Raw genomic sequence first — 22668 nt, 5'->3', positions numbered from 1 at the left:
GTAGGAGACCGAAGTACCAAACGACCGCGTGATGCACAAGGAGACATGCGACGCGCAGTCAGAATACCGGGGGAACAAAAATGATCAGATTTTCAAAGACTGGGGCGCCGCGCATGGCGTTGGCGGCTATTCCAGCCGCCGTCATGCTTTTCGCGCTATCGCAGGGGGCCGGCGCGCAGGCGCTCGCCGATCAATCGATCGAAGAACGGCTGAACACGCTCATGCGTGTCGTCAGCGAGCAGCAAAAGCAGATCATCTCACTCGAACGGCAGGTCACGAACCTCGAAATGTCGCAGCGCGGCCGCGGCGCACCGGGTTACGGTGAGCCGGCCGGCAACGGCGCGGTCGCCGAGCAACCCGGCGCAGACGGCCTGCCTGTGCCGCTGCCGCCGCTTGCCCAGGTGAACCCGGGCACCCCCGCGCCGGGGGGCGCCACGGGTACCGCGACAGGCGTGCCGGTCACTCCGCCGGTGCCGGAAGGCAGCAGTGGCGGCGGCCTGCCGGCAGCGACCGACGGCAGCGGTGCGATCGGCCAGACGCAGAAGGCCGCGCAACCGGTGCGCACCCAATCGGAAGACGCAGTGGTGCAAAGCCAGCAGCACACGCCGCTGTTCGAGCACAAGCTGACCCTCGACTGGGGTATCAACGATACCTACTACGACCGCCGCCAGTTGCAACTGTCCGGCTTCCTCGCGCTCGATGCGATTTTCCTCGGCAACATCAACCTCGGCGAGACCAAGTCGCACCAGGTGATGGCCGACCTCGACACGCGCTACGGTCTGACCGACCGCATCAGCGTCGACGTCGACGTGCCCTATATCTACCGGCATAGCAACTTCATCGTCGGCGGAGCCGGCGGTGCGGCAAATTCGGTCTCGGACGCCTCGGCAAATTCGAGCGATATTGGCGACGTCAACTTCGGGATCTACTACCAGTTCCTGAAGGAAACCAACAATCTGCCGGACCTGGTCGGCAGCCTGCGCATCAAGGCGCCGACCGGTTCGTCGCCGTTCGGCATCAAGCTGGCGCAGGTCGATGCCAACAACACCAACCTCGTCGCCCCCACGAAGCTGCCCACCGGCACCGGCTTCTGGAACATCACGGCGGGCCTGTCGGTGTTGAAGACCTACGACCCGGTCGTGCTGTTCGGCAGCGTTTCGTACACCTACAACATTGCCCGCTCGTTCTCGGACATCTCGTCGGTGATCGGCCAGACCGAACCGGCGACGGTCAAGATCGGCGACGTCGTGCAGTTCGGCGGCGGCGTGGCGCTGGCGTTCTCGGACAAGGACTCAGCGAGCATTTCGTACACCATGGCGCTGGAACCCGAGTCGCAGACCAAGGCGCCAGGCGGAACCTATTCGAAAGTGCCGGGCAGCGAGACCACCGCTGCCGCACTGACCTTCGGCTTGAATCACGTAGTGAACAAGCACTTGACGATCAACGGTTCGGTATCTGTCGGCCTCACGCCCGACACGCCGAACTTCGTGATCGGCTTGCGCTTTCCCTACACTTTTTGACGTGCCAACGATACGAGGTTGATCGTGCGCGAATCACCCCATCTGAGCAGCGTTACACCGCCCTCCGGCGCTCATCTGTCGATTGCCCGAGCGTCAGACGTTTCTGCGACACGAGCAGCCGAAGTCCTCGTGGGGCGGCCGTCGGAAGTCTCTTTGGCGCGACCTCACGAGGCCGCTCCGGAATGCTTGCACGAGGCCTCCGTCGCAGCGAATGGGAGCGGTCTGCTGCACGCGCGGACCGATCGGGCGCTGCTGTACGTCGCACGCTCGCCGGACGAGGCGCTAAGCGCCCATCTGAAGAGCCGCGGCTGGCACGTGATGGTAGCCCGCTCGGCGCATGAGGTCTCGCGCCTGCTCAAGCCCGACGTGATATGCGCCGGCATCGTCGACCTGGCCAGCTTTGCGCCGCGCGACCTTGGCGGGTTCGAAACGAGCCTGCGTCAACAGCAGATCGGCTGGATTGCGCTCGCCACTGCGGAACGCCTCACCGACGTCAACGTGCGGCGTCTGATCCGCCACTACTGCTTCGACTACGTCAAGACACCGGTGGCCAACGCCACGATCGACTACCTCGCCAGTCACGCATTCGGCATGGTGACGTTGTGCGATGCCGACGAGATCCCGCCTGCCGCGCCCGCCGCCGACGACGAAGAAGAGATGGTCGGGACCTGCGAAGCGATGCAGCAACTCTTCCGCACGATTCGCAAAGTCGCCAACACCGACGCCAGCGTGTTCATCTCGGGTGAATCCGGCACCGGCAAGGAACTCACGGCGTTGGCGATCCACGAACGCTCGCCGCGCCGCAAGGCGCCTTTCATCCCCATCAATTGCGGCGCGATTCCACACCATCTGTTGCAATCCGAACTATTCGGTTACGAACGCGGTGCGTTCACCGGCGCGAACCAGCGCAAGATCGGCCGGGTCGAGGCCGCGGACGGCGGCACCTTGCTGCTCGACGAAATCGGCGACCTGCCGATGGAAAGCCAGGCAAGCCTGCTGCGCTTTTTGCAGGAAGGCAAGATCGACCGGCTCGGCGGCCGCGAATCGATCCCGGTGGATGTGCGAATCATTTCGGCGACCCACGTGGATCTCGAGATCGCGATGCGCGACGGACGGTTCCGCGCCGACCTGTTCCACCGCCTGTGCGTGCTGCGTGTCGACGAGCCGCCGCTGCGCGCCCGCGGCAAGGACATCGAGATTCTTGCGCATCACATCATGCACAAGTTCAAGACCGACAGCGCGCGCAAGATCCGTGGCTTTACGCCGTCGGCGATCGAGGCAATGTACAACTACGGCTGGCCCGGCAATGTCCGCGAACTGATCAACCGGGTGCGCCGCGCGATCGTGATGGCGGAAAACAAGCTGATTTCCGCTGAAGACCTCGACCTCGCGCAGTTCACCGAGCAGGAGACCATGAGCCTCTCGCAGGCGCGCGAGGCCGCCGAGAAGCGCGCGATCGAAGCAGCGCTGCTACGGCATCGCCACCGACTAAACGAGGCGGCGATCGATCTGAATATTTCGCGCGTCACGCTGTACCGGCTGATGGGTCACCACGGCTTGCGGGAGCTGAGCGCCGTTGACGAGAAGGCGTCGTTTGAACCGAGCGCCGCCGACGAGGCTGCCCATGAATGATGGGGCGCCTCGCGCGGCACCGTGTTGCACCTCAGGTAGAATCATCCTGGTTACGTTCCCCTTTCCATTCGATGACGACGCTCACCCTGATCGTCGCTCGCGCCAATAACGGCGTGATCGGCCGCGACAACCAGTTGCCATGGCGACTTCCCGAAGACCTCGCGTTCTTCAAGCGCACCACGATGGGCGCGCCCATCATCATGGGCCGCAAGACGCATGAATCGATCGGCCGGCCGTTGCCGGGACGCCGCAACATTGTCGTGACACGGGATGCCGCACGGCGCTTTCAGGGCTGCGACGCGGCCACCACGCTCGAAGACGCGCTGAAGCTCGCCGCCCAGGATCAGGCGCCGGAAGCGTTTCTGATCGGCGGCGCGCAGTTGTATGCGGAAGGTTTGCGTCAGGCGGACAAGCTGATCATCACCGAGATCTCCGCCGACTTCGAAGGCGACGCCACGTTCCCCGAGCTCGATGAAGGCGAGTGGGAAGAAGTCGCACATGAAACGCATCGCGCGGACGCGCCGAATGACTTCGATTACGCGTTTGTGACGTATAAGCGTAAGGGCACTTGAGGGTGTTGCAGCGCGCCTGAATGACGGTCTGCGCTTCGCGCATTCGTCATTCACCGTCACCCAACACGCACGCATAAAAAAACGCCACGCGGTTGCTCGCGTGGCGTTTCTGTTTGCAGCGCCGTTGTGCAGCCCTGCTGCGCAGCCGGTCGGCGCTTGATCGAACCGCCTACTGCCCGGCGATCGTCATCCGTTCGATCAGCACCGAGCCCGTTTCCTTGGTGCCGCGCGTGATCGTATCCGCGCCGATCGCGACGATATGGCGGAACATCTCCTGCAAGGTGCTCGCCACCGTGATTTCCTCGACCGGATACTGGATCTTGCCGTTCTCGACCCAGAAGCCCGACGCGCCGCGCGAATAGTCGCCCGTCACGTAGTTCACGCCCTGCCCCATCAGTTCGGTCAGCAACAGGCCCGTGCCGAGCTTCTTCAGCATTTCTTCGAAGTCGTCTCCCGGGCGCGTCTTCGAGCTGCGCAGCGACAGATTGTGCGAACCGCCGGCGTTGCCGGTTGTCTGCATGCCGAGCTTGCGCGCCGAATAGGTGGACAGGAAGTAGCCTTCCACCACGCCGTCCTTCACCACCGAACGCTGTTTCGTACGCACGCCCTCTTCGTCGAACGGTGCGCTGCCCATCGCACGCGCGACGTGCGGATCTTCGACCACCTGGACGTGCGGCGCGAACACCGGCTTGCCGAGGCTATCGACGAGGAACGAGGTCTTACGGTACAGCGCGCCGCCGCTCGTGGCCTGGACGAACGCGCCGAGAATGCCGGCGGCGAGCGGCGCTTCGAACAGCACCGGCACCTTGCGCGTGTCGAGCCCGCGCGCGCCGATGCGCGACAGCGCCCGTTGCGCGGCGTAGCGGCCCACCGCTTCCGGATCGGCGAGGTCGGCCGCGCTGCGGGTCGACGTGTACCAGTCGTCGCGCTGCATGTTGCGCGCGCTGCCGGCGATCGGCGCGCAGGCGATGTAGTGGCGCGAGTACGGATAGCCCGCAAGGAAGCCGCGCGAAGTGGCCAGCACGAATTGCGAATGCTGCGCCGAGACGCTCGCGCCTTCCGAATTCTTGATCTGCGGATCGGTGGCGAAGGCGGCGTCTTCCGAGCGACGGGCGATTTCCACCGCTTCGTCGGCCGTCAGATTCCACGGGTGATACAGATCGAGATCGCGCGGCGCGGTTTCGAGCAGGTCTGCTTCGGCAAGACCCGCGCAGTCGTCTTCCGCGGTGAAGCGGGCGATGTTGTACGCCGCCGCGACCGTGTCCTTCAAAGCCTGCGACGAAAAGTCCGAGGTGCTCGCGTTGCCGCGCTTGTTACCGATGAACACCGTCACGCCGACCATCTTGTCGCGGTTGTGTTCGATCGTCTCGACTTCGCCGCGCCGCACGGAGACGGACAGGCCGTCGCCTTCGGATATCTCGGTCGCCGCGTCGGTGCCGCCGAGCGACTTCGCGTGACGAAGGATGTCCGAGGCGATTTCCTTCAGTTCATCCTGGGTGTGCGGAAAAAAGCGCTGCTTGACGTCCATGTCTGCTGCCATTGTCGTTGCCGTCCTGTTCGGGGCCGAGCGGCCCTGTGTGTTCGCCCATGCCACGCACGTGCGTGCGCATTTGCAAGTGCATTTGCGTGCGCGTTTGCGTAGTCACGCATCCCGCGATCATAGCAAGGGTTGCGAAGCCGTACCTGGCATTCGCCGCGTCCGCCGGAGCCGGCGAGCGCACTTGTGCACAGCAGCACGGCGGGCCCGGCGTGCGCGGCAAGCTACAATATCGGTATGACACGCAAAACCCGCATTCAACCCATCGAATCCGCCGAGCCGGAAGTCGACGAGAACGGCTACGACCGTCCCAGCAAGTCCCAGCTCAAGCGCGAAATGCACGAGCTGCAGGAACTGGGCTCGGCGCTGATCGCCCTGCCGAAAGACGCGCTCAAGCGCATGCCGATGCCCGAAAAGCTCGACGACGCCGTGCGCGAAGCGCGCCGCATCACCGATCACGAAGGCAAGCGCCGCCAGGTGCAGTACGTCGGGCGCGTGATGCGCTCGCTGCTGGACGGGGAAACCGCCGCCCTGCGCACCGCGCTCGACACCTATAACGGCGTCAACAAGGCGGAAACGGCCAAGCTGCACTGGATCGAGCGCACCCGCGAGAAACTGCTCGCCGACGACGCCGCGCTGACCGAATTCATCCGCCAGCACCCGAACGCCGATCCGCAGCAGGGCCGCACGCTGATCCGCAACGCCCGCAAGGAGGCGCAGCAAAGCAAGCCGCCGCGCTACTTCCGCGAGCTGTTCCAGTGGATCAAGAACGCCGACGGCCCGTCTGCCGACACCGATTCCGATGCAGAAGACGTGCTGGAAGACGACGATGACGACCGCGACGCGTAAGGCTACACGTAATCATCCGGACGAAATCGTGATCGGCCTCGTGTCGATCAGCGACCGGGCGTCCATCGGCGTGTATGAGGACAAAGGCATACCGGCGCTGCAGGAATGGCTCGGCGCCACCCTGACCTCGCCGTTCCAGGTGGTCACCCGCCTGATTCAGGACGATGCGCCCACCATTTCCGCCACGCTGATCGAACTGGTCGACGAAGTGGGTTGCGATCTGGTGCTGACCACCGGCGGCACCGGCCCGTCGCGCCGCGACGTGACGCCGGAAGCGACTTTGGCGGTGGCGACCAAGGAAATGCCGGGTTTCGGCGAGCAAATGCGGCAAATCAGCCTGAATTTCGTGCCGACCGCGATTCTGTCGCGCCAGGTGGCGGTGATCCGCGAAACCGCGGATCACGCGGCGCTGATCATCAACCTGCCGGGGCAGCCGAAGTCGATCAAGGAAACGCTGGAAGGTTTGCGTGACGCAGACGCTGGCCGCGCCGTGAAGGTGCCGGGGATTTTCGCCGCGGTGCCTTACTGCATCGACCTGATCGGCGGCCCGTATGTGGAAACGAACGCCGACGTGGTGAAAGCGTTCCGGCCGAAGAACGCGGTGCGCGCGCCCCGGCAGGGTTGAAGCTGAAACGACGGCTGATGGATTATTCCGCGGCCGGCGTTTCCGGCACCTGCGAGGCCGCCGGAATCAGGAAGTGCTCGCGGTAGTACTTCAGTTCGTCGATCGATTCATGGATGTCGGCCAGCGCCGTATGCATGGCGCGTTTCTGGAAACCCTTGTAGATCGCCGGCTGCCAGCGGCGGCACAGTTCCTTCAGCGTGCTGACGTCCAGATTGCGGTAATGGAAGAAGCGCTCCAGATCCGGCATCCAGCGCGCCATGAAGCGGCGGTCCTGGCAGATCGAGTTGCCACACATCGGCGATTTGCCGGGCGGTACATAAGCGCTAAGAAAGTCGCGAATCTGTTCCGTGGCGTCCGCTTCGCTCACCGTCGACGCCTTCACGCGGTCGATCAGCCCCGAGCGGCCATGCGTGTTCTGATTCCACTGATCCATTTTGGCGAGCGTTTCGTCGCTCTGATGAATCGCCAGCACCGGCCCTTCGACCAGGCGGTCGAGCGTCGAATTCGTCACGACCACCGCGATTTCGATGATGCGGTCGGTGTCCGGTTCGAGCCCGGTCATTTCCATGTCCAGCCAGACGAGATTCATGTCGCTGCGCACGAGCGGCGGCTGTTCGGTGGAGTCGAGGATGTCAGTCATGAAGGCAACCCTGATGGCCGGGCAGACGGCTTCTCCGGAAGCGCGCTTGCCGCGGCGATTGTTCGTATGAGATTGGTTTGAGCCGGCTTGGGCCTGCATGGGCCGGGTTTGAGCCGGGTTTGATCTTATCCCCCCGCCGCCGGGCGGGAAGAAACATATAATTCTCGCATAGATACCACGGAATCCCCGGATGCCTACCCTGTACTTCACTGTTCTGTTCGTCGTCGCCGTCGTGGCGATGGTCGGCACCAAGCTGTGGCTCGCGTCGCGGCAGATCCGCTTCGTCGCCGGCCATCGCGAGCAGGTGCCGAGCCAGTTTGCCGGTACCATCGCGCTCACCGCGCACCAGCGCGCCGCCGACTACACCGTCGAACGCACGCGCCTCACCATGATCGAGATCGTCGTCGGCGCGGCCGTGCTGATCGGGCTGACGCTGCTGGGCGGCGTGCAGGCGCTCGATCTCGCGATCTCCGACTGGCTGGGCCGCGGCTACGCCGGCCAGATCGCGCTGGTCGCGGCGGTGATCGCGATTACCAGCGTGATCGGTCTGCCGTTCGAGTACTACCGGCAATTCGTGGTCGAGCAACGCTTCGGCTTCAACCGCATGAGCAAGGGCATTTTCTTCCTCGACCGCCTCAAAGGCGTCCTGCTCGGTGCGGCGTTCGGCCTGCCGCTGCTGTTCGTCGTGCTGTGGCTGATGAACCAGGCGGGCAGCCTGTGGTGGCTGTGGACGTGGATCGTGTGGGTCGCGTTCCAGTTGCTCGTGCTGGTGCTGTATCCGTCGTTTATCGCGCCGCTCTTCAACAAGTTCGAGCCGCTCAAGGACGAAGCGCTGAAAAGCCGCATCGAAGCCCTGATGCAGCGCTGCGGTTTCGCCGCCAAGGGTCTGTTCGTGATGGACGGCAGCCGCCGTTCGGCGCACGGCAATGCGTATTTCACCGGCTTCGGCGCGGCCAAGCGGATCGTGTTCTTCGACACGCTGCTCGCGCGCCTGTCGGGCAACGAGATCGAAGCGGTGCTCGCGCACGAACTCGGCCACTTCAAGCGCCGTCACGTGATCAAGCGGATGGTCGTCATGTTCGCGATCAGCCTCGTGATGCTCGCCCTGCTCGGCTGGCTGACGCAATGCGTGTGGTTCTATGAAGGACTGGGCGTGCGGCCGTCGCTGATCGGCGGCAATAGCGGCCTCGCGCTGGTGCTGTTCTTCCTCGCGCTGCCGGTGTTCCTGTTCTTCGTCACGCCGCTCGGCAGCCTCAGCTCGCGCAAGCACGAGTTCGAGGCCGATGCCTTCGCCGCGACGCAAACCGATGCGCAAGACCTCGTCAACGCGCTCGTCAAGCTGTATGAGGACAACGCATCGACCCTGACGCCCGATCCGCTCTACACCGCGTTCTATTACTCGCATCCGCCTGCGTCGCAGCGGATCGACCGCCTGCTGCGGCACGCATGAGCGGCCGCTCCCCGAAAGCGCCGCGCGCGCCGTCCAGCACGCGCGTAGGCGGTCTGGTGATTGCCGCTCATGGGCGGCACTACCTGGTCGCGCCGGAAGACGGCAGCCCGATGCTCCAGTGCTTCCCGCGTGGCAAGCGTAGCGAAGTGGCGGTCGGCGATCGCGTGATTTACGAACCGACTTCGGCGGATCAGGGTGTGATCGTCGAGATCGGCGAGCGGCGCAATCTGCTGTATCGCTCGGATCAGTACAAGTCGAAACTCTTTGCCGCGAATCTCGACCAGTTGCTGATCGTGCTCGCAACCGAGCCGCATTTCAGCGAGGACCTGCTCGGCCGCGCGCTTGTCGCCGCCGAGGCAAACGAGTTGAAGCCGTTGATCGTGTTGAACAAGATCGACGTGACCGGCGCGCTGGAGGGCGCGCGCAGGCGGCTCGAACCGTACCGCGCGCTCGGCTACACCGTGGTCGAAGTGTCGATCAAGACGCAGCCTGATGCCGCGCGCCCCGCGTTGCTCGAGCATCTGCAAGGTCATTCGACGCTGCTGCTCGGCCAGTCGGGCATGGGCAAGTCGACGTTGGTAAATCTGCTGATTCCCGATGCCGAAGTCGCGACGCGCGAGATCTCGACCGCGTTGAACAGCGGCCGACACACCACCACGTTTACGCGGCTCTACCCTTTGCCTGGATCCGATGGCGGGGCGTTGATCGATTCGCCGGGCTTCCAGGAATTCGGCCTGCATCATCTGACCGAAGGCCGGCTCGAACGCGCGTTTCCCGAGTTCCGGCCGCTGCTGCCGAACTGCCGCTTCTACAACTGCCATCACCTGCAGGAGCCGGGCTGCGCGATTCTCGAAGCTGTCGCCGATGGCGGGATCCGACGCGAACGGCATGCCCTGTACGCGCAACTGGTGCACGAAGCCAGCCAGATCGTGCGCTAACGCGCGCCGCTGTCAAACCATGGATTCACGATGAAATTGATGCGCGCGCCGAATCTGATCATCGGACAGCATTGGGTCAATGTGCTGGAGACGGCGGGTATCGCTTGCGAGTTGCATAACCGTTATCTGAACGGCGCGCTCGGCGATATTCCGGCGGATCAGTGCGCACCGGAGCTGTGGCTTGTGGATGAGCGCGATGAGGTGATGGCGCGGCGGTTGATCGATGCGGCTTCACATGGCCCGGCGGCGGGGTCGCCTTCGTGGCGATGCCGTCAGTGCGGGGAGACGCTCGAGGCGCAGTTCACGGTGTGCTGGCAGTGTGGGACGGCGCGTGATCCGCTGGATGGATGAAGCGGTTGGAGCGCATCAGGCAAGCCACACCGCGATCGTCAGCATCAGCAGCAAAATCATCCACAGCACCACCGCACGCCACACCAGACCCACCGCCGATTGCAGCGTGCGCGGCGTGCAGTCGTCGCCGACTGACATCGGGCCACCGTCGCCGGTGGTCAGCGCATCGAGGCTCGAGGGTTCGGCAAGCGGCCCGCTCAATCGAGCGCCCAACGCGCCGCTACCCGCGGCCAGCAACACGCCGTCGTTCGCATCCGGCCACTGACGCGCGTGGTTGCGCCATGCATAAATCGCGTCTTCGAAATTGCCGACAATCGCAAAGCCCAGCGACGTGAGCCGCGCCGGCACCCAGTCAATCACGAAGAAAGCACGTTGCGCGAAGCTCGAAAACGCCGCCGTGCGATCGTCGGCCGGCCGTGCCCATGCACGCGCCAGATATTCGGCGATGCGATACAGCACCGCGCCCGCCGGCCCGACCGGAATCAGGAACCAGAAGAACACGCCGAACACATGCCGATGCGAGGCGACCACCGCGTGAATCAGCGTATGACGCACGATCTCGCTAACGGGCATATCCACGGTATCGAGCCCGGTCCATTCATTCAGGATTTCACGGGCGCGCGGCACGTCGTCGTTATTCAACGCGAGGTGGATATCCGTGAAGTAATGGCTGAACTGCCGGAAACCGAGCGTGAAGTACAGCACCGCGACGTTCCACAGGAACGCCAGCGCGAAGTGAATGTGATACAGCACGTAGTAGATAAGCGCGACGGCCAGCGTCCAGGGCACCACCACCACCAGCCACGCGAGCAGGCCATGCTTGGGCTTGCCGGCATCGAATCCGTGCGCCGCCGACTCCGCATGGTATTGAAGCAATGCCGCCACCGGATTGTTCAGCGACAGCGCGCGGACCTGTTCAATAATCAGAGCCAGCAATACGGAGAAAAAAGTCATGCGATGCGCCGTGCTTTTCGAGTTTTTACGATTGTTTTATAACGATAGCACAGGGTCGGATGCCACTGAGCACGGACGTTGACAAACACCCAACAAGTGCACAACCCGCGGCGATTCAAGCCGCGAGAAAGCGATAGAAGTTGCGCAGCATCGCCGCCGTCGCGCCCCAGATGAAATAGTGGCCGCCCACCTGCCCCTCGCGATCCGCCGCTTCCGCCGACGCGGGCCGCGGATAGGGCATGGCGAAAAAGCGACGCTGGCCACCTTCGTAACGAAACACGCGCTCTTCGTGATGCGCGGGGTTCATCAGAAAAGCGAGCGGCACTTCAAAGACTTCGGCCACTTCGAACGCATCCGCTTTCAACGTGAAGGGTGGATGCACCAGACCGATTACGGGCGTCACACGAAAACCGGTGCCCGTCAGATAGTCGGGCAACGCACCGAGAATTTCAACGCGCGACGGATCGAGACCGACCTCTTCCTGCGCCTCGCGCAACGCCGTGGCGGTTGCATCCGCGTCGAACGGTTCATGACGGCCGCCGGGAAAGCTCACCTGGCCGGCGTGGTCGTTCAGATGGTCGGCACGTTGAGTCAGGAGCACGGTGAGGCCGTTGTCGCGTACGACCAGCGGCACCAGCACGGCGGCAACGCGCGGATCGACGTGCTGATCGCGCCACGGTGCTTCGATAATCGGCTCAGGCGTCCAGCTCAGGCGCTGCTCGAAGCGCGCACGCAGACCGTCGGGCGTCAGGCGCCCGGCAACCACCGGTGGCAGATCGGCACCCGTCGCTTCGACAGGTAGAGTTTCAGGCTCAAAGGCGGGGCGGATCAACGGGTCTCTCGGAATGAGCGGATAGGGGACATTCCGCTATTTTGACCTGGCAAACAAAAAAGCACCCGCGAGGGGTGCTTTTTCTTACAGCTTTTACGCTTCCGGAGCAGCGCGGTCTTTCTTTGCGACCAGCTTTTCCTTGATCCGAGCCGACTTGCCCGAACGGTCGCGCAGGTAGTACAGCTTCGCACGACGCACATCGCCACGACGCTTCACGACGATGCTTGCCAGCAGCGGCGAGTACGTCTGGAACGTACGCTCGACGCCTTCGCCCGACGAAATCTTGCGGACGATGAACGACGAATTCAGACCACGGTTACGCTTGGCGATCACGACGCCTTCGTAAGCCTGAACACGCTTACGCGTACCTTCAACCACGTTCACGCTGACGATCACCGTATCGCCGGGGGCGAATTCGGGGATGGTCTTCTCGCCGAGGGCGCGGCCGATTTCTTCCTGCTCGAGTATTGCAATCAGATTCATCACTGACTCCTATGTCCATCTTGTCGGCGTTCGTACCTGCCTTACAGAAACTGCTTGGCTACGGCCCCGATAGAGGATGGGTTCACATCTGGTGCCGTACACGCATGTGCGGCACCGCCTATGTCCGCTCGAAAGCCCAAGGCTTTATGCCTTCGACACTTCCTTCGCGAGACTCGTAAGCCATGCCTCATCGGCACGGCTCAACATCTTGTTCTTTCTGGCCTTCACGATCAGATCGGGCCGTTTGTTCAACGTGTTGCGCAAGGCTTCACGCCGACGCCACGCTTCGATTTCCGCATGATGGCCGCCAAGCAGCACATCAGGCACACGCACGCCGTCGTATTCCTCCGGACGCGTGTAATGCGGACAATCCAGCAGCACGTCGACGAAACTATCCTGCACCGCCGATTGCGAGTCGTTCAGCACGCCGGGCAACTGCCGCACCACGGCATCCATCAACGCCATGGCCGGCAATTCGCCGCCGGACAGCACGAAGTCGCCGAGGCTGACCTCTTCGTCGACGACACGGTCGAGCAAACGCTGATCGATCGCTTCATAGCGCCCGCACAACAGGATCAGACCGGGCTCGGCCGCGAACTGCATGACACGATCGTGATTCAGCGTGGCGCCTTGCGGCGACATCATCACGACGCGCGACGCGCCGATGCCCTGCTCCGCCTGCGCCGCCTTCGCTGCGCCGATCGCGTCTTCCAGCGGCTTGGCCAGCATGACCATGCCGGGGCCGCCGCCGTAGGGGCGATCGTCGATTGTGCGGTAGTTGTCCGTAGTGAAATCGCGTGGATTCCACGTGCGCAACCCGTAGCGCTCCTGCTTCGCCGCACGGCTGGTGATACCCCAGTCGGTCAGCGCACGAAACATGTCAGGAAAGAGCGTCACGACATCGAACTGCATCGCTCTCTCCAGTCAGCGAGTTATTTAGTAATCGGCTTCCCAGTCGACGATGATCTGCTTCGCCGCCTGATCCACCGTTTTGACAAAGACGCCGACGAACGGGATCAAACGCTCGCCGGTGACCGGCTTACCGCTTTTGTCGGTATCCGGATATTCGATGCGCAACACCGAGTGCGCACCGTTGTCGATCATGTCTGCAACTTTGCCGAGGTGGACCCCGGCAACGTTCACCACGTCCAGGCCGAGCAGGTCGACCCAGTAGAATTCGTCGGCCCCGAGGGCCGGAAATTCGCTGCGGCTGATATAGACGCGCGTGCCGCGCAGTGCCAGTGCCACATCGCGGTCAGCTACGCCGCCCAGATGGGCAACGATACTGTCGCTATGCGTTTTTGCCTGTAATGACGGCGCCGACTTGCGCTCGTGGTCTTTTAGCAACCACCAGCGCTTCGCGCTCAGCAATGCGTCGCCGCCGTGCCCGGCATCCGCATGCGCGGCTACCTTGACCCAGCCTTTGAGGCCGTAAGCGTCGACGATTGCACCGACCTCGACCGCATCGGCCGGCCAGCTTTCCACCGTTTCCGCTCGCATTTCTGCTGCGCTGGAAGCGGCGTTTGCAACTTTGGCTTTCGCCTGCCCTTCGGCCGCTTCGACCGGCTTGCGGACGAATGCACCGAACGGCGCCTGACCAGACGTCTTCGCGCGCGGGGCTGCCGCCTTTGCCTTTACGCGACCTGAATTGCCGGAATCACGTTCAGACATAAGAGAACCTCGCTGCCAACTTCGACGTCTGCTTCAGCAAAACTCGCGCATCGGACTGCTCACGCAAGCTGCGCGAGCCGCCGGCCGAACCGACGACGATACGCATGCTAGCTACCATTAAGCAGCCGGCTGCGCCTTTTGCGCTTCTTTCACGAGACGCTGAACGGTCGGCGACAGTTGTGCGCCAACACCTTGCCAGTACGTCAGGCGGTCTTGAGCGATACGCAGCGACTCACCCTTCGTAGCGACCGGGTTGTAGAAGCCAACGCGTTCGATGAAGCGGCCGTCACGACGGTTACGCGAATCGGTTGCGACGATGTTGTAGAACGGGCGCTTCTTGGAGCCGCCACGAGCCAAGCGGATGATGACCATACTAGAATCCTTGAAAACCGGGGTTCGGAACGACTGAAACACGCGATTATAGCGGGAAACCGACGCCATAACAAACACTTACCGGGATAAACTGCACGACGGGGTTGTGCCGTCCATACAGGCACAGGCCTCGAATCGCGCCGAGACGCCCGAATTACCTGACGGAGCGCCCGTGAAACGCCTGCCGCCATCTGCGTTTTTTCTCGCTTCATTCGCCGTCTTTCGGCGAGTTGCCCGCTTTTCGCTGATTACAGGCTTTTCGCGTGCCGCCCGCATTCAGGCCCTGCGAGCAGGCGCTGCCTTGTTGCTCGCCGCCACGGCCCTGCCGGTGCTGGCCGCGCTACCGGTCGAGCGCATCAAACTGCCGCCCGGCTTCCACATCGAGGTCCTCTCGGACGCCGTACCGAGCGCGCGGGCCATGGCGCTCTCACCGAAGGGCATTCTTTATATAGGCAGCCTTGACGGCCACGTCTACGCGCTCGAATTGCAGAGTGGACGCGTCACGGCTCGCCACGTGGTCGCCTCCGGCCTGGAAACGCCGGCGGGCGTGGCGTGGCGGGATGGCACGCTGTACGTCTCCGCAGTGTCGAAAATTCTACGCTTTGACGCGATTGACGCTCATCTGAATGATCCGCCCAAGCCGGTCGTGGTCACCGACACACTGCCGACAGAGACCCATCATGGCTGGAAATTCATCGCTTTCGGGCCGGATGGCAAGCTGTACGTGCCGCAAGGCGCGCCCTGCAACGTCTGCCTGAAAGACCGCGACCGCTTTGGGATGATCGGCCGCATGGACCCGGACGGCAGCCATTATGAAATCGTGGCGCGTGGCGTTCGCAACTCCGTCGGCTTCGCGTGGCATCCGGTGACACATGAGTTGTGGTTCACCGACAACGGCCGCGACCTGATGGGCGACGACGTACCGGACGACAAACTCAACCGCGCGCCGCGTGCAGGCATGGATTTCGGCTTTCCGTACTGCCATGGCGGCGACACGCCCGACCCCGAATTCGGCAAGGACCATCCATGCAGCGCCTTCACACCGCCGGTTGTCAAACTCGGCGCGCACGTCGCCTCGCTCGGCATGCGCTTTTACAGTGGCTCGATGTTCCCGGCCGCATATCGCGACAATATTTTTATCGCCGAGCACGGCTCGTGGAATCGCAGCAAGAAGGTCGGCTACCGCGTCGTGCGGGTGATTACCAACCCGGACGGCAGCAACGCGCACCAGGAGGTCTTTGCCGAAGGCTGGCTCCAGCCGGGCGAAGCGGTATGGGGCCGCCCCGCCGACGTGCAGCCGATGCCCGACGGCTCACTCCTGATCAGCGACGACTACGCCGGCGCGGTCTATCGCGTGACCTATTCCGCGCCTCAGCCTTAGCCGTAAGCGCGCAGCGGGCGTAGAATGCGCGTCGGCCCACGCCCACCGACGCCCCGCTCCTTTTCGACAGCCTGTCACTCTGCCCTCGCCTACATGTCCACCCTTGCTTCGACTTCCTCGTATTTCAGATCCAAGACGATTACCGCCGCGCTGGCCTTCTTCTTCGGCAGCCTCGGCGCCCACCGCTTCTATCTGTACGGCTTGCGCGACATCTACGGCTGGGCGCACTTGCTCGGCACGTTGATCGGGATTCCGGGCGCCATGCTGGTGGTGGCGAGCGAACGGGCCTCGATGCTCGGCTGGGTGCTCGCGTTTTTCGGCGCCGTCTCGCTGCTCTCAGCCTTTCTGGCCGCGATCGTCTATGGCCTGCGCCCGGATGAAAAATGGGACGCGCAGTTCAACGTGCAAACCCAGCGCAAAAGCCGCTCTGGCTGGACCGTCATTTTCATCGTGATCTTTTCGCTGCTGATCGGCGCGTTCCTCCTCATGACGGGCCTCGCGATCTCGTTCCAGACTTACTTCGAAGGTCAGGTGCAAGCCGCCAAAGCGCTGTCGCAATGACCCACCGCGCGCCGCGCTAAAAGAGCCTCAATTGTGGATTGTCGCGCGGCGGCAGTTCAGTGTGCACCGGCTCAACCCGGCGAAAATGCGACATATCGAGAATGCCGCGGTCGCGCCGGTTTAGCCCGAGCCGGCGCACAGCATTGTGGAAGCGCTGCTTCAGCAGGTCCGCCCACAAGCCTTCCCCCTTCATTCGAGTGGCGAAGTTCGAGTCGTAGTCCTTCCCGCCCCGCATATCGTGCACGCGACTCATCACCCGATCAGCCCGATCGGGAAAATGCGCCGCGAGCCAATCCTTGAATAGCGGCGCAACTTCCCAAGGCAAACGCAGCACGATGTAGCTCGCATTGCTTGCGCCGGCCTCTGCACAGGCTTCCAGCACACGCTCCATGTCCGGCTCGGTGACGAAGGGAATCACCGGCGCGATGCTGACGCCAACCGGAATGCCCGCCTCGCTCAACGTACGGATCGTGCGCAATCGACGCGACGGCGTGGCGGCACGCGGCTCAAGCGTGCGCGCGATCTCGGCGTCCAGCGTGGTGATCGTGATAGCCGCCATGAACTGCCCGCGCGCCGCCATAGGTGCGAGCAGATCGATATCCCGCTCGATCAGCGACGATTTGGTGATCGCCGCGAACGGATGGCCGCGCTCGCTGAGCACTTCGATCACTCGCCGGGTGAGGCGCAAATCGCGCTCGACGGGTTGCCAGGCGTCGGTATTGACGCCGAGCGCGATCGGCTCCGGGACATAGGACTTCTTCGATAACTCGCGCTCGAGCAACTCCGGCGCATTGATCTTCGCGTAGATGCGGCTTTCGAAGTCGAGCCCCGGCGACAGCCCTAGATAACTATGTGTGGGCCGCGCGAAGCAGTAGATGCAGCCATGTTCGCAGCCCCGATACGGATTGAGCGACACGCTGAACGGAATATCCGGCGACGCGTTGCGCGTGAGAATGGTTTTGGCCCGCTCTTCGAAAACCTGCGTGCGTAAAACCTTGGGCTCGCCGTCTTCCTCCGGCGACGAAAGCCAGCCGTCGTCCACCACTTCACGCTGGTCGACTTCGTAACGGCCTTGCAGGTTCGTCACCGCACCGCGCCCCTTGCGAGGCGTGGGCGGAGCAATCGGAAATTCGTTGGCGGAGTGGGTGTCGGAATCGGTCACGGCTGGAGCACGCAAAATGCAAAACGGCGCAAAACACCTGTATAAATATACAGTGTTTACGCCGTTTGTCGAGTCCAGCTGCGCAACTCCCGCGCGAGCTAATCGCCAACCGCAATCGTCAGCGTTTCCTTGATCTCTTCCATCACCACGTAGCTCTTCGACTGCACCGCGCCGGGCAGTTGCAGCAGGATGTCGCCCAGCAGTTTGCGGTAGTCGGCCATTTCGCCGATGCGCGCCTTGATCAGATAGTCGAAGTCGCCCGAGACGAGGTGGCACTCCAGCACCTCGGGGATCTTCTGCACCTCGCGGCGGAACTGGTCGAACATGTTGCCGCTTTTGTGATCGAGCGTGATCTCGACGAACACCAGCAGCGCCGCACCCAGTTCAGCCGGGTTCACGCGCGCGTGGTAGCCGGTGATCACGCCGTCGCGCTCCATTCGCTTGACACGTTCGATGCACGGCGTGACGGACAGCCCGACCTGCTCGGCGAGGTCTTTCATCGCCATCCGGCCGTCCTGCTGGAGGAGCCGCAGGATCTTGTGATCGAGTTTGTCGAGAGCCCGGATCGGTTGGCGCTGTGTACGCATGGTGTTTTTGCTGAAAATCTTGAAAATACAATAACAAAACCTACCTGACTGTTAATAGTATAGCGGTTATCACTGGGCGATCCGCGTTACACCTCGTTAATCGAACGAATTCAAACGAATCGACAAGCGCACCGCCCTCAGACCTCTTATTGAACATCCTGGAGCAGCTATGCGAGTCGTCGTTTTGGGCAGTGGCGTTGTCGGAGTGACGAGTGCTTATTACCTCGCGCGCGCCGGTCATGAAGTGACCGTCATCGATCGCGAGGCCGGCCCGGCGCTCGAAACCAGCTTTGCCAATGCCGGCCAGATCTCGCCGGGCTACGCGTCGCCGTGGGCCGCGCCGGGCGTGCCGCTGAAGGCCGTCAAGTGGATGTTCCAGAAACATGCGCCGCTCGCGATCCGTCTCGACGGCACACAATTCCAGTTGCAATGGATGTGGCAGATGCTGCAGAACTGCACGTCGGCGCGTTATGCGGTGAACAAGGGCCGCATGGTCCGCCTCGCCGAATACAGCCGCGATTGTTTGCAGGCGCTGCGCGCCGAAACGGGCATCCAGTACGAAGGCCGCACCGGCGGCACGCTGCAGGTGTTCCGCACGCAACAGCAGTTCGACGGCGCCGCGAAAGACATCGCCGTGCTGCGGGACGCCAACGTGCCGTATGAACTGCTGTCGCCGGCCGAACTCGCGCAAGCCGAACCGGCGCTCGCCGCGGTCTCGCACAAGCTGACGGGCGGCCTGCGCCTGCCGGGCGACGAAACCGGCGACTGCCAGATGTTCACCACGCGCCTCGCCGCGATGGCAGAGCAACTGGGCGTCAAATTCCGCTACAACACGCCGATCGACTCCCTCGCCATGGCGGGCGACCGCATCGCCGGCGTGCAGTGCGGCGACGAACTGGTGCGCGCGGATTCGTTTGTCGTAGCGCTCGGTTCATACTCGACCAAATTCCTGTCCGGTCTCGTGAAGATTCCGGTCTACCCGCTCAAGGGTTATTCGATCACCGCGCCGATCGTCAACGAAGCATCCGCGCCGATTTCGACCGTGCTCGACGAAACGTACAAGATCGCGATCACACGCTTCGACGACCGGATTCGCGTCGGCGGCATGGCGGAGATCGTCGGCTTCGACAAGTCGCTGCGCCAGGCGCGCCGCGAAACGTTGGAACTGTGCGTGAACGATCTGTTCCCGGGCGGCGGCGATACGTCGAAGGCTACGTTCTGGACCGGCCTGCGTCCGATGACGCCGGACGGCACGCCGATCGTCGGCCGCACCCCCGTGCCGAACCTGTTCCTGAACACGGGTCACGGCACGCTGGGCTGGACGATGTCGTGCGGCTCGGGTCAACTGCTGGCCGATGTGATGTCGAGCAAGCAGCCGGCTATCAAGGCGGATGATCTGTCGGTGCATCGCTATCTCGGCGAGATCGGCGGTGCGCATCGTCCGGCTTATGCCTAAGGTTTAATGTTTTAACGCTTCGCGAGCGGTTATGCCGGTTTGTCATCGTAGACGGACCGGCCTGACAAAGAAAAACGGCGCCTCGAAAAGGGCGCCGTTTTTCTTTTTACACACGAGTTTTTGCTACATCGCTCAATAGAAGCAGCGCAACATCAGAACTGATCTTCCGACAACGCCAGCACACTCTCCCCACCCTTCGCGCTGACGATCGAAGCTTCCAACGCCGAAGCCAGCGGCAGCACATGCTCAGCATAGAACTGCGCGGTGGCGATCTTCGCGCCATAGAACGACGGATCTTCAGCGCGCTTTTCAGCCGCCACGAGCAACGCACGCGCCATCTGCCAGCCGCCCAGGACAACGCCCGCCAGCTTCAGATACGGCACGCTGCCGGCGAACACCGCGTTCGGATCGCTCTTCGTGTTAGTGACTACAAAATCGACCGCAGCGCTCAGCGAACGATGCCCTTGGCCCAGATACTTCTTCATCGATTCGAACGCAGCGCCTTGCTGCGCGCCGAGTGCTTCGATCGTTTCAGCCACGTCGGCCAGCAGCGCCTTCGCCACCTTGCCACCGTCGCGCACGGTCTTGCGGCCGATCAGGTCATTGGCCTGGATCGCGGTCGTCCCTTCGTAGATCGGCAGAATGCGCGCGTCGCGGTAGTACTGCGCGGCGCCGGTTTCTTCGATGAAGCCCATGCCGCCATGTACCTGCACGCCAAGGCTCGTCACATCGATCGACAGCTCCGTGCTCCAGCCCTTCACGATCGGCACGAGGTATTCGTAAATCGCCTGATGCTCGGCGCTCTTCGCTTCGTCGGGATGACGATGTGCGATATCGCAGTGAGCCGCGGCGACATACGCCAATGCGCGCGATGCTTCGGTGAGACCACGCATCGTGGCGAGCATGCGGCGCACGTCCGGGTGCTGAATGATCGCCACGGATTGCTTCGCGGAGCCATCCACCGGCCGGCTTTGCACGCGATCCTTCGCATACGCCACAGCCTTTTGATACGCACGATCCGACACGGCAACACCTTGCATGCCCACCGCGAAACGCGCCGCGTTCATCATGATGAACATGTACTCGAGGCCGCGATTTTCTTCGCCGATCAGATGGCCGATCGCGCCGCCGTGATCGCCGAATTGCAGCACCGCGGTCGGGCTCGCCTTGATGCCGAGCTTGTGCTCGATCGACACGCAATGGACGTCGTTACGCTCCCCGAGCGAGCCGTCTTCGTTGATAAGAAACTTCGGCACGATGAAAAGCGAAATACCCTTCACGCCTTCCGGTGCATCAGGCGTGCGCGCCAGCACGAGATGGGCGATGTTCTTCGCCATGTCGTGCTCGCCCCACGTGATGAAAATCTTCGTGCCGAACAGCTTGAACGAACCATCGCCCTGCGGCTCGGCGCGCGTGCGCACCAGCGCGAGATCGGAGCCGGCTTGCGGCTCGGTCAGGTTCATCGTGCCGGTCCACTCGCCGGAAATCAGCTTGGGCACGTAGGTTTGCTTCTGCTCTTCGCTGCCCGCCGTGAGCAGCGCCTCGATGGCGCCATCCGTGAGCAGCGGACACAGCGCGAACGACAGGTTCGACGCGTTCAGCATCTCGATACAGGCGGTGGCGATCAGCTTGGGCAGACCCTGGCCTTCGTAGTCGACCGGATGTTGCACGCCTTGCCAGCCGCCTTCGCCGAACTGGCGGAATGCGTCCTTGAAACCGGGCGTGGCGGTGACCACGCCGTCTTTCCAGCTACTCGGATTGCGATCACCTTCGACGTTCAGCGGCGCCAGCACTTCGCCGCATAGTTTCGCCGATTCTTCGAGCACGGCCTGAGCCGTGTCGAGGTTTGCATCTTCGAAGCCCGGCAGCGTCGCGATATCTTCGAGACCGGCCAGTTCTTTCATCACGAACAGCATGTCCTTGATGGGCGCCGTATAGCTCATTTCAGTTCTCCTCCTGCCTGTCGATAAAAAAAGGGCGCCGGACTTGATAGGTCCTGCGCCCTCTCGTGTGCTGCCAGACGCCTTTTAACCGGCGCTGAGGCGCTTAGCCGAGCTCGCTAACGAGTTCCGGCACGAGCGTAAACAGGTCACCCACCAGACCATAATCAGCGACGCTGAAAATCGGCGCTTCCGCGTCCTTGTTGATCGCCACGATGACCTTCGAGTCCTTCATGCCGGCCAGATGCTGGATCGCGCCCGAGATGCCGACAGCGATGTACAGTTGCGGCGCGACGATCTTGCCGGTTTGACCGACCTGATAGTCGTTCGGCACGAAGCCCGCATCGACAGCTGCACGCGAGGCGCCCAGCGCTGCGTTCAGCTTGTCCGCCAGCGGCTCGAGGACCTTCGTGTAGTTCTCGCCGTTGCCCAGACCACGGCCACCCGAGACAATGATCTTCGCCGAGGTCAGCTCCGGACGGTCCAGCTTTGTCACTTCACGGCTCACGAACTGCGAGAGGCCCGTATCAGCTGCCGCGTCGATCTTCTCGACCGTTGCGCTGCCGCCTTCTGCTGCCACCGGGTCGAAGCCGGTCGTGCGAACCGTGATGACCTTGATCGGATCTTGAGATTGAACCGTGGCGATCGCGTTGCCTGCGTAGATCGGGCGCTCGAACGTGTCGGCGCTGTCCACTGCGGTGATGTCGCTGATCTGCGCGACGTCGAGCTTCGCGGCGATGCGCGGTGCGATGTTCTTGCCGTAGGCGGTCGCCGGCGTCAGGATGTGCGTGTAGTCCTTCGCGATGTTCATCACGGTTGCCTGGACGTTTTCCGCCAGACCCGCTTCGAGTTGCGCCGCGTCGGCCAGCAGGACCTTCGAAACACCTGCAATCTTCGCTGCCGCATCCGCCGCGGCTTGTGCGTTGTGCCCTGCGACCAGCACGTGGATATCGCCACCAATCTTCTGCGCGGCTGCAATCGTGTTCAGCGTCGCGGCCTTAATCGACGCGTTGTCGTGTTCTGCAATAACCAGATTCGTCATTTCGTCCGTCTCCTCACAGCACCTTGGCTTCGGTCTTCAGCTTCTCGACCAGCGTCTTCACATCCGGCACCTTCACACCGGCGGAGCGCTTCGGCGGCTCAACGACTTTCAGC

Annotated in this window: 23 protein-coding genes and 1 pseudogene; 11 read left to right on the top strand and 13 right to left on the bottom strand. The window is 62.9% G+C overall.

Features of this window, described 5'->3' with window-relative positions; genetic code table 11:
- The first annotated feature begins 113 nt into the window (after window positions 1–113).
- From FSO04_RS15990 to FSO04_RS15980, 3 genes are all read left to right on the top strand, one after another.
- On the top strand, window positions 114–1520 hold the full coding sequence (locus FSO04_RS15990; RefSeq protein WP_154560666.1) for a hypothetical protein: 1407 nt from the start codon (window positions 114–116) through the stop codon (window positions 1518–1520).
- Window positions 1521–1544: 24 nt separating this feature from the next.
- Window positions 1545–3152, top strand: a complete 1608-nt coding sequence (locus FSO04_RS15985) for a sigma-54 dependent transcriptional regulator (protein ID WP_168435705.1) — start codon at window positions 1545–1547, stop codon at window positions 3150–3152.
- Window positions 3153–3223: 71 nt separating this feature from the next.
- Window positions 3224–3724: a dihydrofolate reductase gene (locus tag FSO04_RS15980; protein WP_154560610.1), complete on the top strand. Its 501-nt coding sequence runs from the start codon at window positions 3224–3226 to the stop codon at window positions 3722–3724.
- A 169-nt stretch (window positions 3725–3893) separates the two neighbouring features.
- Here FSO04_RS15980 and pmbA read toward each other — a convergent pair whose 3' ends face one another.
- Window positions 3894–5264: a metalloprotease PmbA gene (gene pmbA, locus FSO04_RS15975; RefSeq protein ID WP_054036131.1), complete on the bottom strand. Its 1371-nt coding sequence runs from the start codon at window positions 5262–5264 to the stop codon at window positions 3894–3896.
- A 234-nt stretch (window positions 5265–5498) separates the two neighbouring features.
- On the opposite strand from pmbA, the gene yjgA reads away from it, so the two are divergent.
- Together yjgA and mog are read left to right on the top strand one after the other, a co-directional pair.
- A complete protein-coding gene (gene yjgA, locus FSO04_RS15970; protein WP_154560609.1) occupies window positions 5499–6110 on the top strand; it encodes a ribosome biogenesis factor YjgA in 612 nt (203 codons plus the stop codon).
- The gene (gene mog / locus FSO04_RS15965; protein ID WP_154560608.1) at window positions 6091–6735 is read left to right on the top strand and encodes a molybdopterin adenylyltransferase; all 645 of its coding nucleotides are present in this window, start codon (window positions 6091–6093) and stop codon (window positions 6733–6735) included. Before yjgA ends, mog begins: the two co-directional genes overlap by 20 nt.
- Window positions 6736–6757: 22 nt before the next feature.
- Here the strand turns inward: mog and orn are convergent, their stop codons facing one another.
- Entirely contained in the window at window positions 6758–7375 is a 618-nt protein-coding gene (orn, locus tag FSO04_RS15960) for an oligoribonuclease (RefSeq protein WP_154560607.1), read from the bottom strand.
- Between the two features lie 190 nt (window positions 7376–7565).
- Between orn and FSO04_RS15955 the strand changes: the two genes are divergently transcribed.
- Genes FSO04_RS15955 through FSO04_RS15945 form a run of 3 tightly spaced genes read left to right on the top strand, consistent with a single transcriptional unit; the run spans window position 7566 to window position 10114 of the window.
- Window positions 7566–8825 carry a M48 family metallopeptidase gene (locus FSO04_RS15955; RefSeq protein WP_154560606.1) on the top strand — a complete coding sequence of 420 codons (1260 nt, stop codon included), beginning with the start codon at window positions 7566–7568 and terminating at the stop codon, window positions 8823–8825.
- Window positions 8822–9763, top strand: coding sequence for a ribosome small subunit-dependent GTPase A (gene rsgA / locus FSO04_RS15950; protein WP_154560605.1), 942 nt, complete (start codon window positions 8822–8824; stop codon window positions 9761–9763). Before FSO04_RS15955 ends, rsgA begins: the two co-directional genes overlap by 4 nt.
- A gap of 30 nt (window positions 9764–9793) precedes the next feature.
- Entirely contained in the window at window positions 9794–10114 is a 321-nt protein-coding gene (locus tag FSO04_RS15945) for a putative signal transducing protein (RefSeq protein ID WP_093640613.1), read from the top strand.
- 15 nt (window positions 10115–10129) lie between these two features.
- On the opposite strand, the gene FSO04_RS15940 is transcribed toward FSO04_RS15945, so the two are convergent.
- From FSO04_RS15940 to rpsP, 6 genes are all read right to left on the bottom strand, one after another.
- Complete coding sequence (locus tag FSO04_RS15940) at window positions 10130–11068, bottom strand: CobD/CbiB family protein (RefSeq protein WP_154560604.1); 939 nt, start codon at window positions 11066–11068, stop codon at window positions 10130–10132.
- 115 nt (window positions 11069–11183) lie between these two features.
- Window positions 11184–11900: a CoA pyrophosphatase gene (locus tag FSO04_RS15935; RefSeq protein ID WP_154560603.1), complete on the bottom strand. Its 717-nt coding sequence runs from the start codon at window positions 11898–11900 to the stop codon at window positions 11184–11186.
- 93 nt (window positions 11901–11993) lie between these two features.
- Window positions 11994–12383 (bottom strand): 50S ribosomal protein L19, encoded by a 390-nt coding sequence (rplS, locus tag FSO04_RS15930; RefSeq protein ID WP_012433948.1) that lies wholly within the window; start codon window positions 12381–12383, stop codon window positions 11994–11996.
- A 144-nt stretch (window positions 12384–12527) separates the two neighbouring features.
- The gene (gene trmD, locus FSO04_RS15925) at window positions 12528–13295 is read right to left on the bottom strand and encodes a tRNA (guanosine(37)-N1)-methyltransferase TrmD (RefSeq protein WP_054036120.1); all 768 of its coding nucleotides are present in this window, start codon (window positions 13293–13295) and stop codon (window positions 12528–12530) included.
- A 24-nt stretch (window positions 13296–13319) separates the two neighbouring features.
- Window positions 13320–14054 (bottom strand): ribosome maturation factor RimM, encoded by a 735-nt coding sequence (gene rimM / locus FSO04_RS15920; protein ID WP_154560602.1) that lies wholly within the window; start codon window positions 14052–14054, stop codon window positions 13320–13322.
- A 117-nt stretch (window positions 14055–14171) separates the two neighbouring features.
- Window positions 14172–14426, bottom strand: coding sequence for a 30S ribosomal protein S16 (gene rpsP / locus FSO04_RS15915; protein WP_006476550.1), 255 nt, complete (start codon window positions 14424–14426; stop codon window positions 14172–14174).
- Window positions 14427–14598: 172 nt separating this feature from the next.
- Between rpsP and FSO04_RS15910 the strand changes: the two genes are divergently transcribed.
- Window positions 14599–15807, top strand: coding sequence for a PQQ-dependent sugar dehydrogenase (locus FSO04_RS15910; protein WP_168435704.1), 1209 nt, complete (start codon window positions 14599–14601; stop codon window positions 15805–15807).
- A 93-nt stretch (window positions 15808–15900) separates the two neighbouring features.
- Entirely contained in the window at window positions 15901–16368 is a 468-nt protein-coding gene (locus FSO04_RS15905; RefSeq protein WP_154560601.1) for an NINE protein, read from the top strand.
- Between the two features lie 16 nt (window positions 16369–16384).
- Here the strand turns inward: FSO04_RS15905 and FSO04_RS15900 are convergent, their stop codons facing one another.
- Entirely contained in the window at window positions 16385–17530 is a 1146-nt protein-coding gene (locus tag FSO04_RS15900) for a PA0069 family radical SAM protein (RefSeq protein ID WP_168435703.1), read from the bottom strand.
- Between the two features lie 98 nt (window positions 17531–17628).
- Window positions 17629–18117: an Lrp/AsnC ligand binding domain-containing protein gene (locus tag FSO04_RS15895; RefSeq protein WP_054036112.1), complete on the bottom strand. Its 489-nt coding sequence runs from the start codon at window positions 18115–18117 to the stop codon at window positions 17629–17631.
- A gap of 169 nt (window positions 18118–18286) precedes the next feature.
- Here FSO04_RS15895 and FSO04_RS15890 point away from each other — a divergent pair, with 169 nt between their 5' ends.
- Entirely contained in the window at window positions 18287–19573 is a 1287-nt protein-coding gene (locus tag FSO04_RS15890; RefSeq protein WP_154560599.1) for a D-amino acid dehydrogenase, read from the top strand.
- A 152-nt stretch (window positions 19574–19725) separates the two neighbouring features.
- Here the strand turns inward: FSO04_RS15890 and FSO04_RS15885 are convergent, their stop codons facing one another.
- The 3 genes and pseudogenes from FSO04_RS15885 to FSO04_RS15875 all read right to left on the bottom strand — a co-directional run.
- Window positions 19726–21516 (bottom strand): acyl-CoA dehydrogenase, encoded by a 1791-nt coding sequence (locus FSO04_RS15885; protein ID WP_154560598.1) that lies wholly within the window; start codon window positions 21514–21516, stop codon window positions 19726–19728.
- Window positions 21517–21619: 103 nt separating this feature from the next.
- Window positions 21620–22555, bottom strand: a complete 936-nt coding sequence (locus FSO04_RS15880; protein ID WP_154560597.1) for an electron transfer flavoprotein subunit alpha/FixB family protein — start codon at window positions 22553–22555, stop codon at window positions 21620–21622.
- Between the two features lie 13 nt (window positions 22556–22568).
- Window positions 22569–22668 (bottom strand): annotated as a pseudogene (locus tag FSO04_RS15875) (electron transfer flavoprotein subunit beta/FixA family protein); the annotation flags it as partial.

This window comes from Paraburkholderia madseniana (assembly GCF_009690905.1).
Classification (GTDB): Bacteria; Pseudomonadota; Gammaproteobacteria; order Burkholderiales; family Burkholderiaceae; genus Paraburkholderia; species Paraburkholderia madseniana.
Note: the sequence above shows the minus strand (reverse complement) of the source record. Positions and strands in the feature narration are given on the sequence as shown.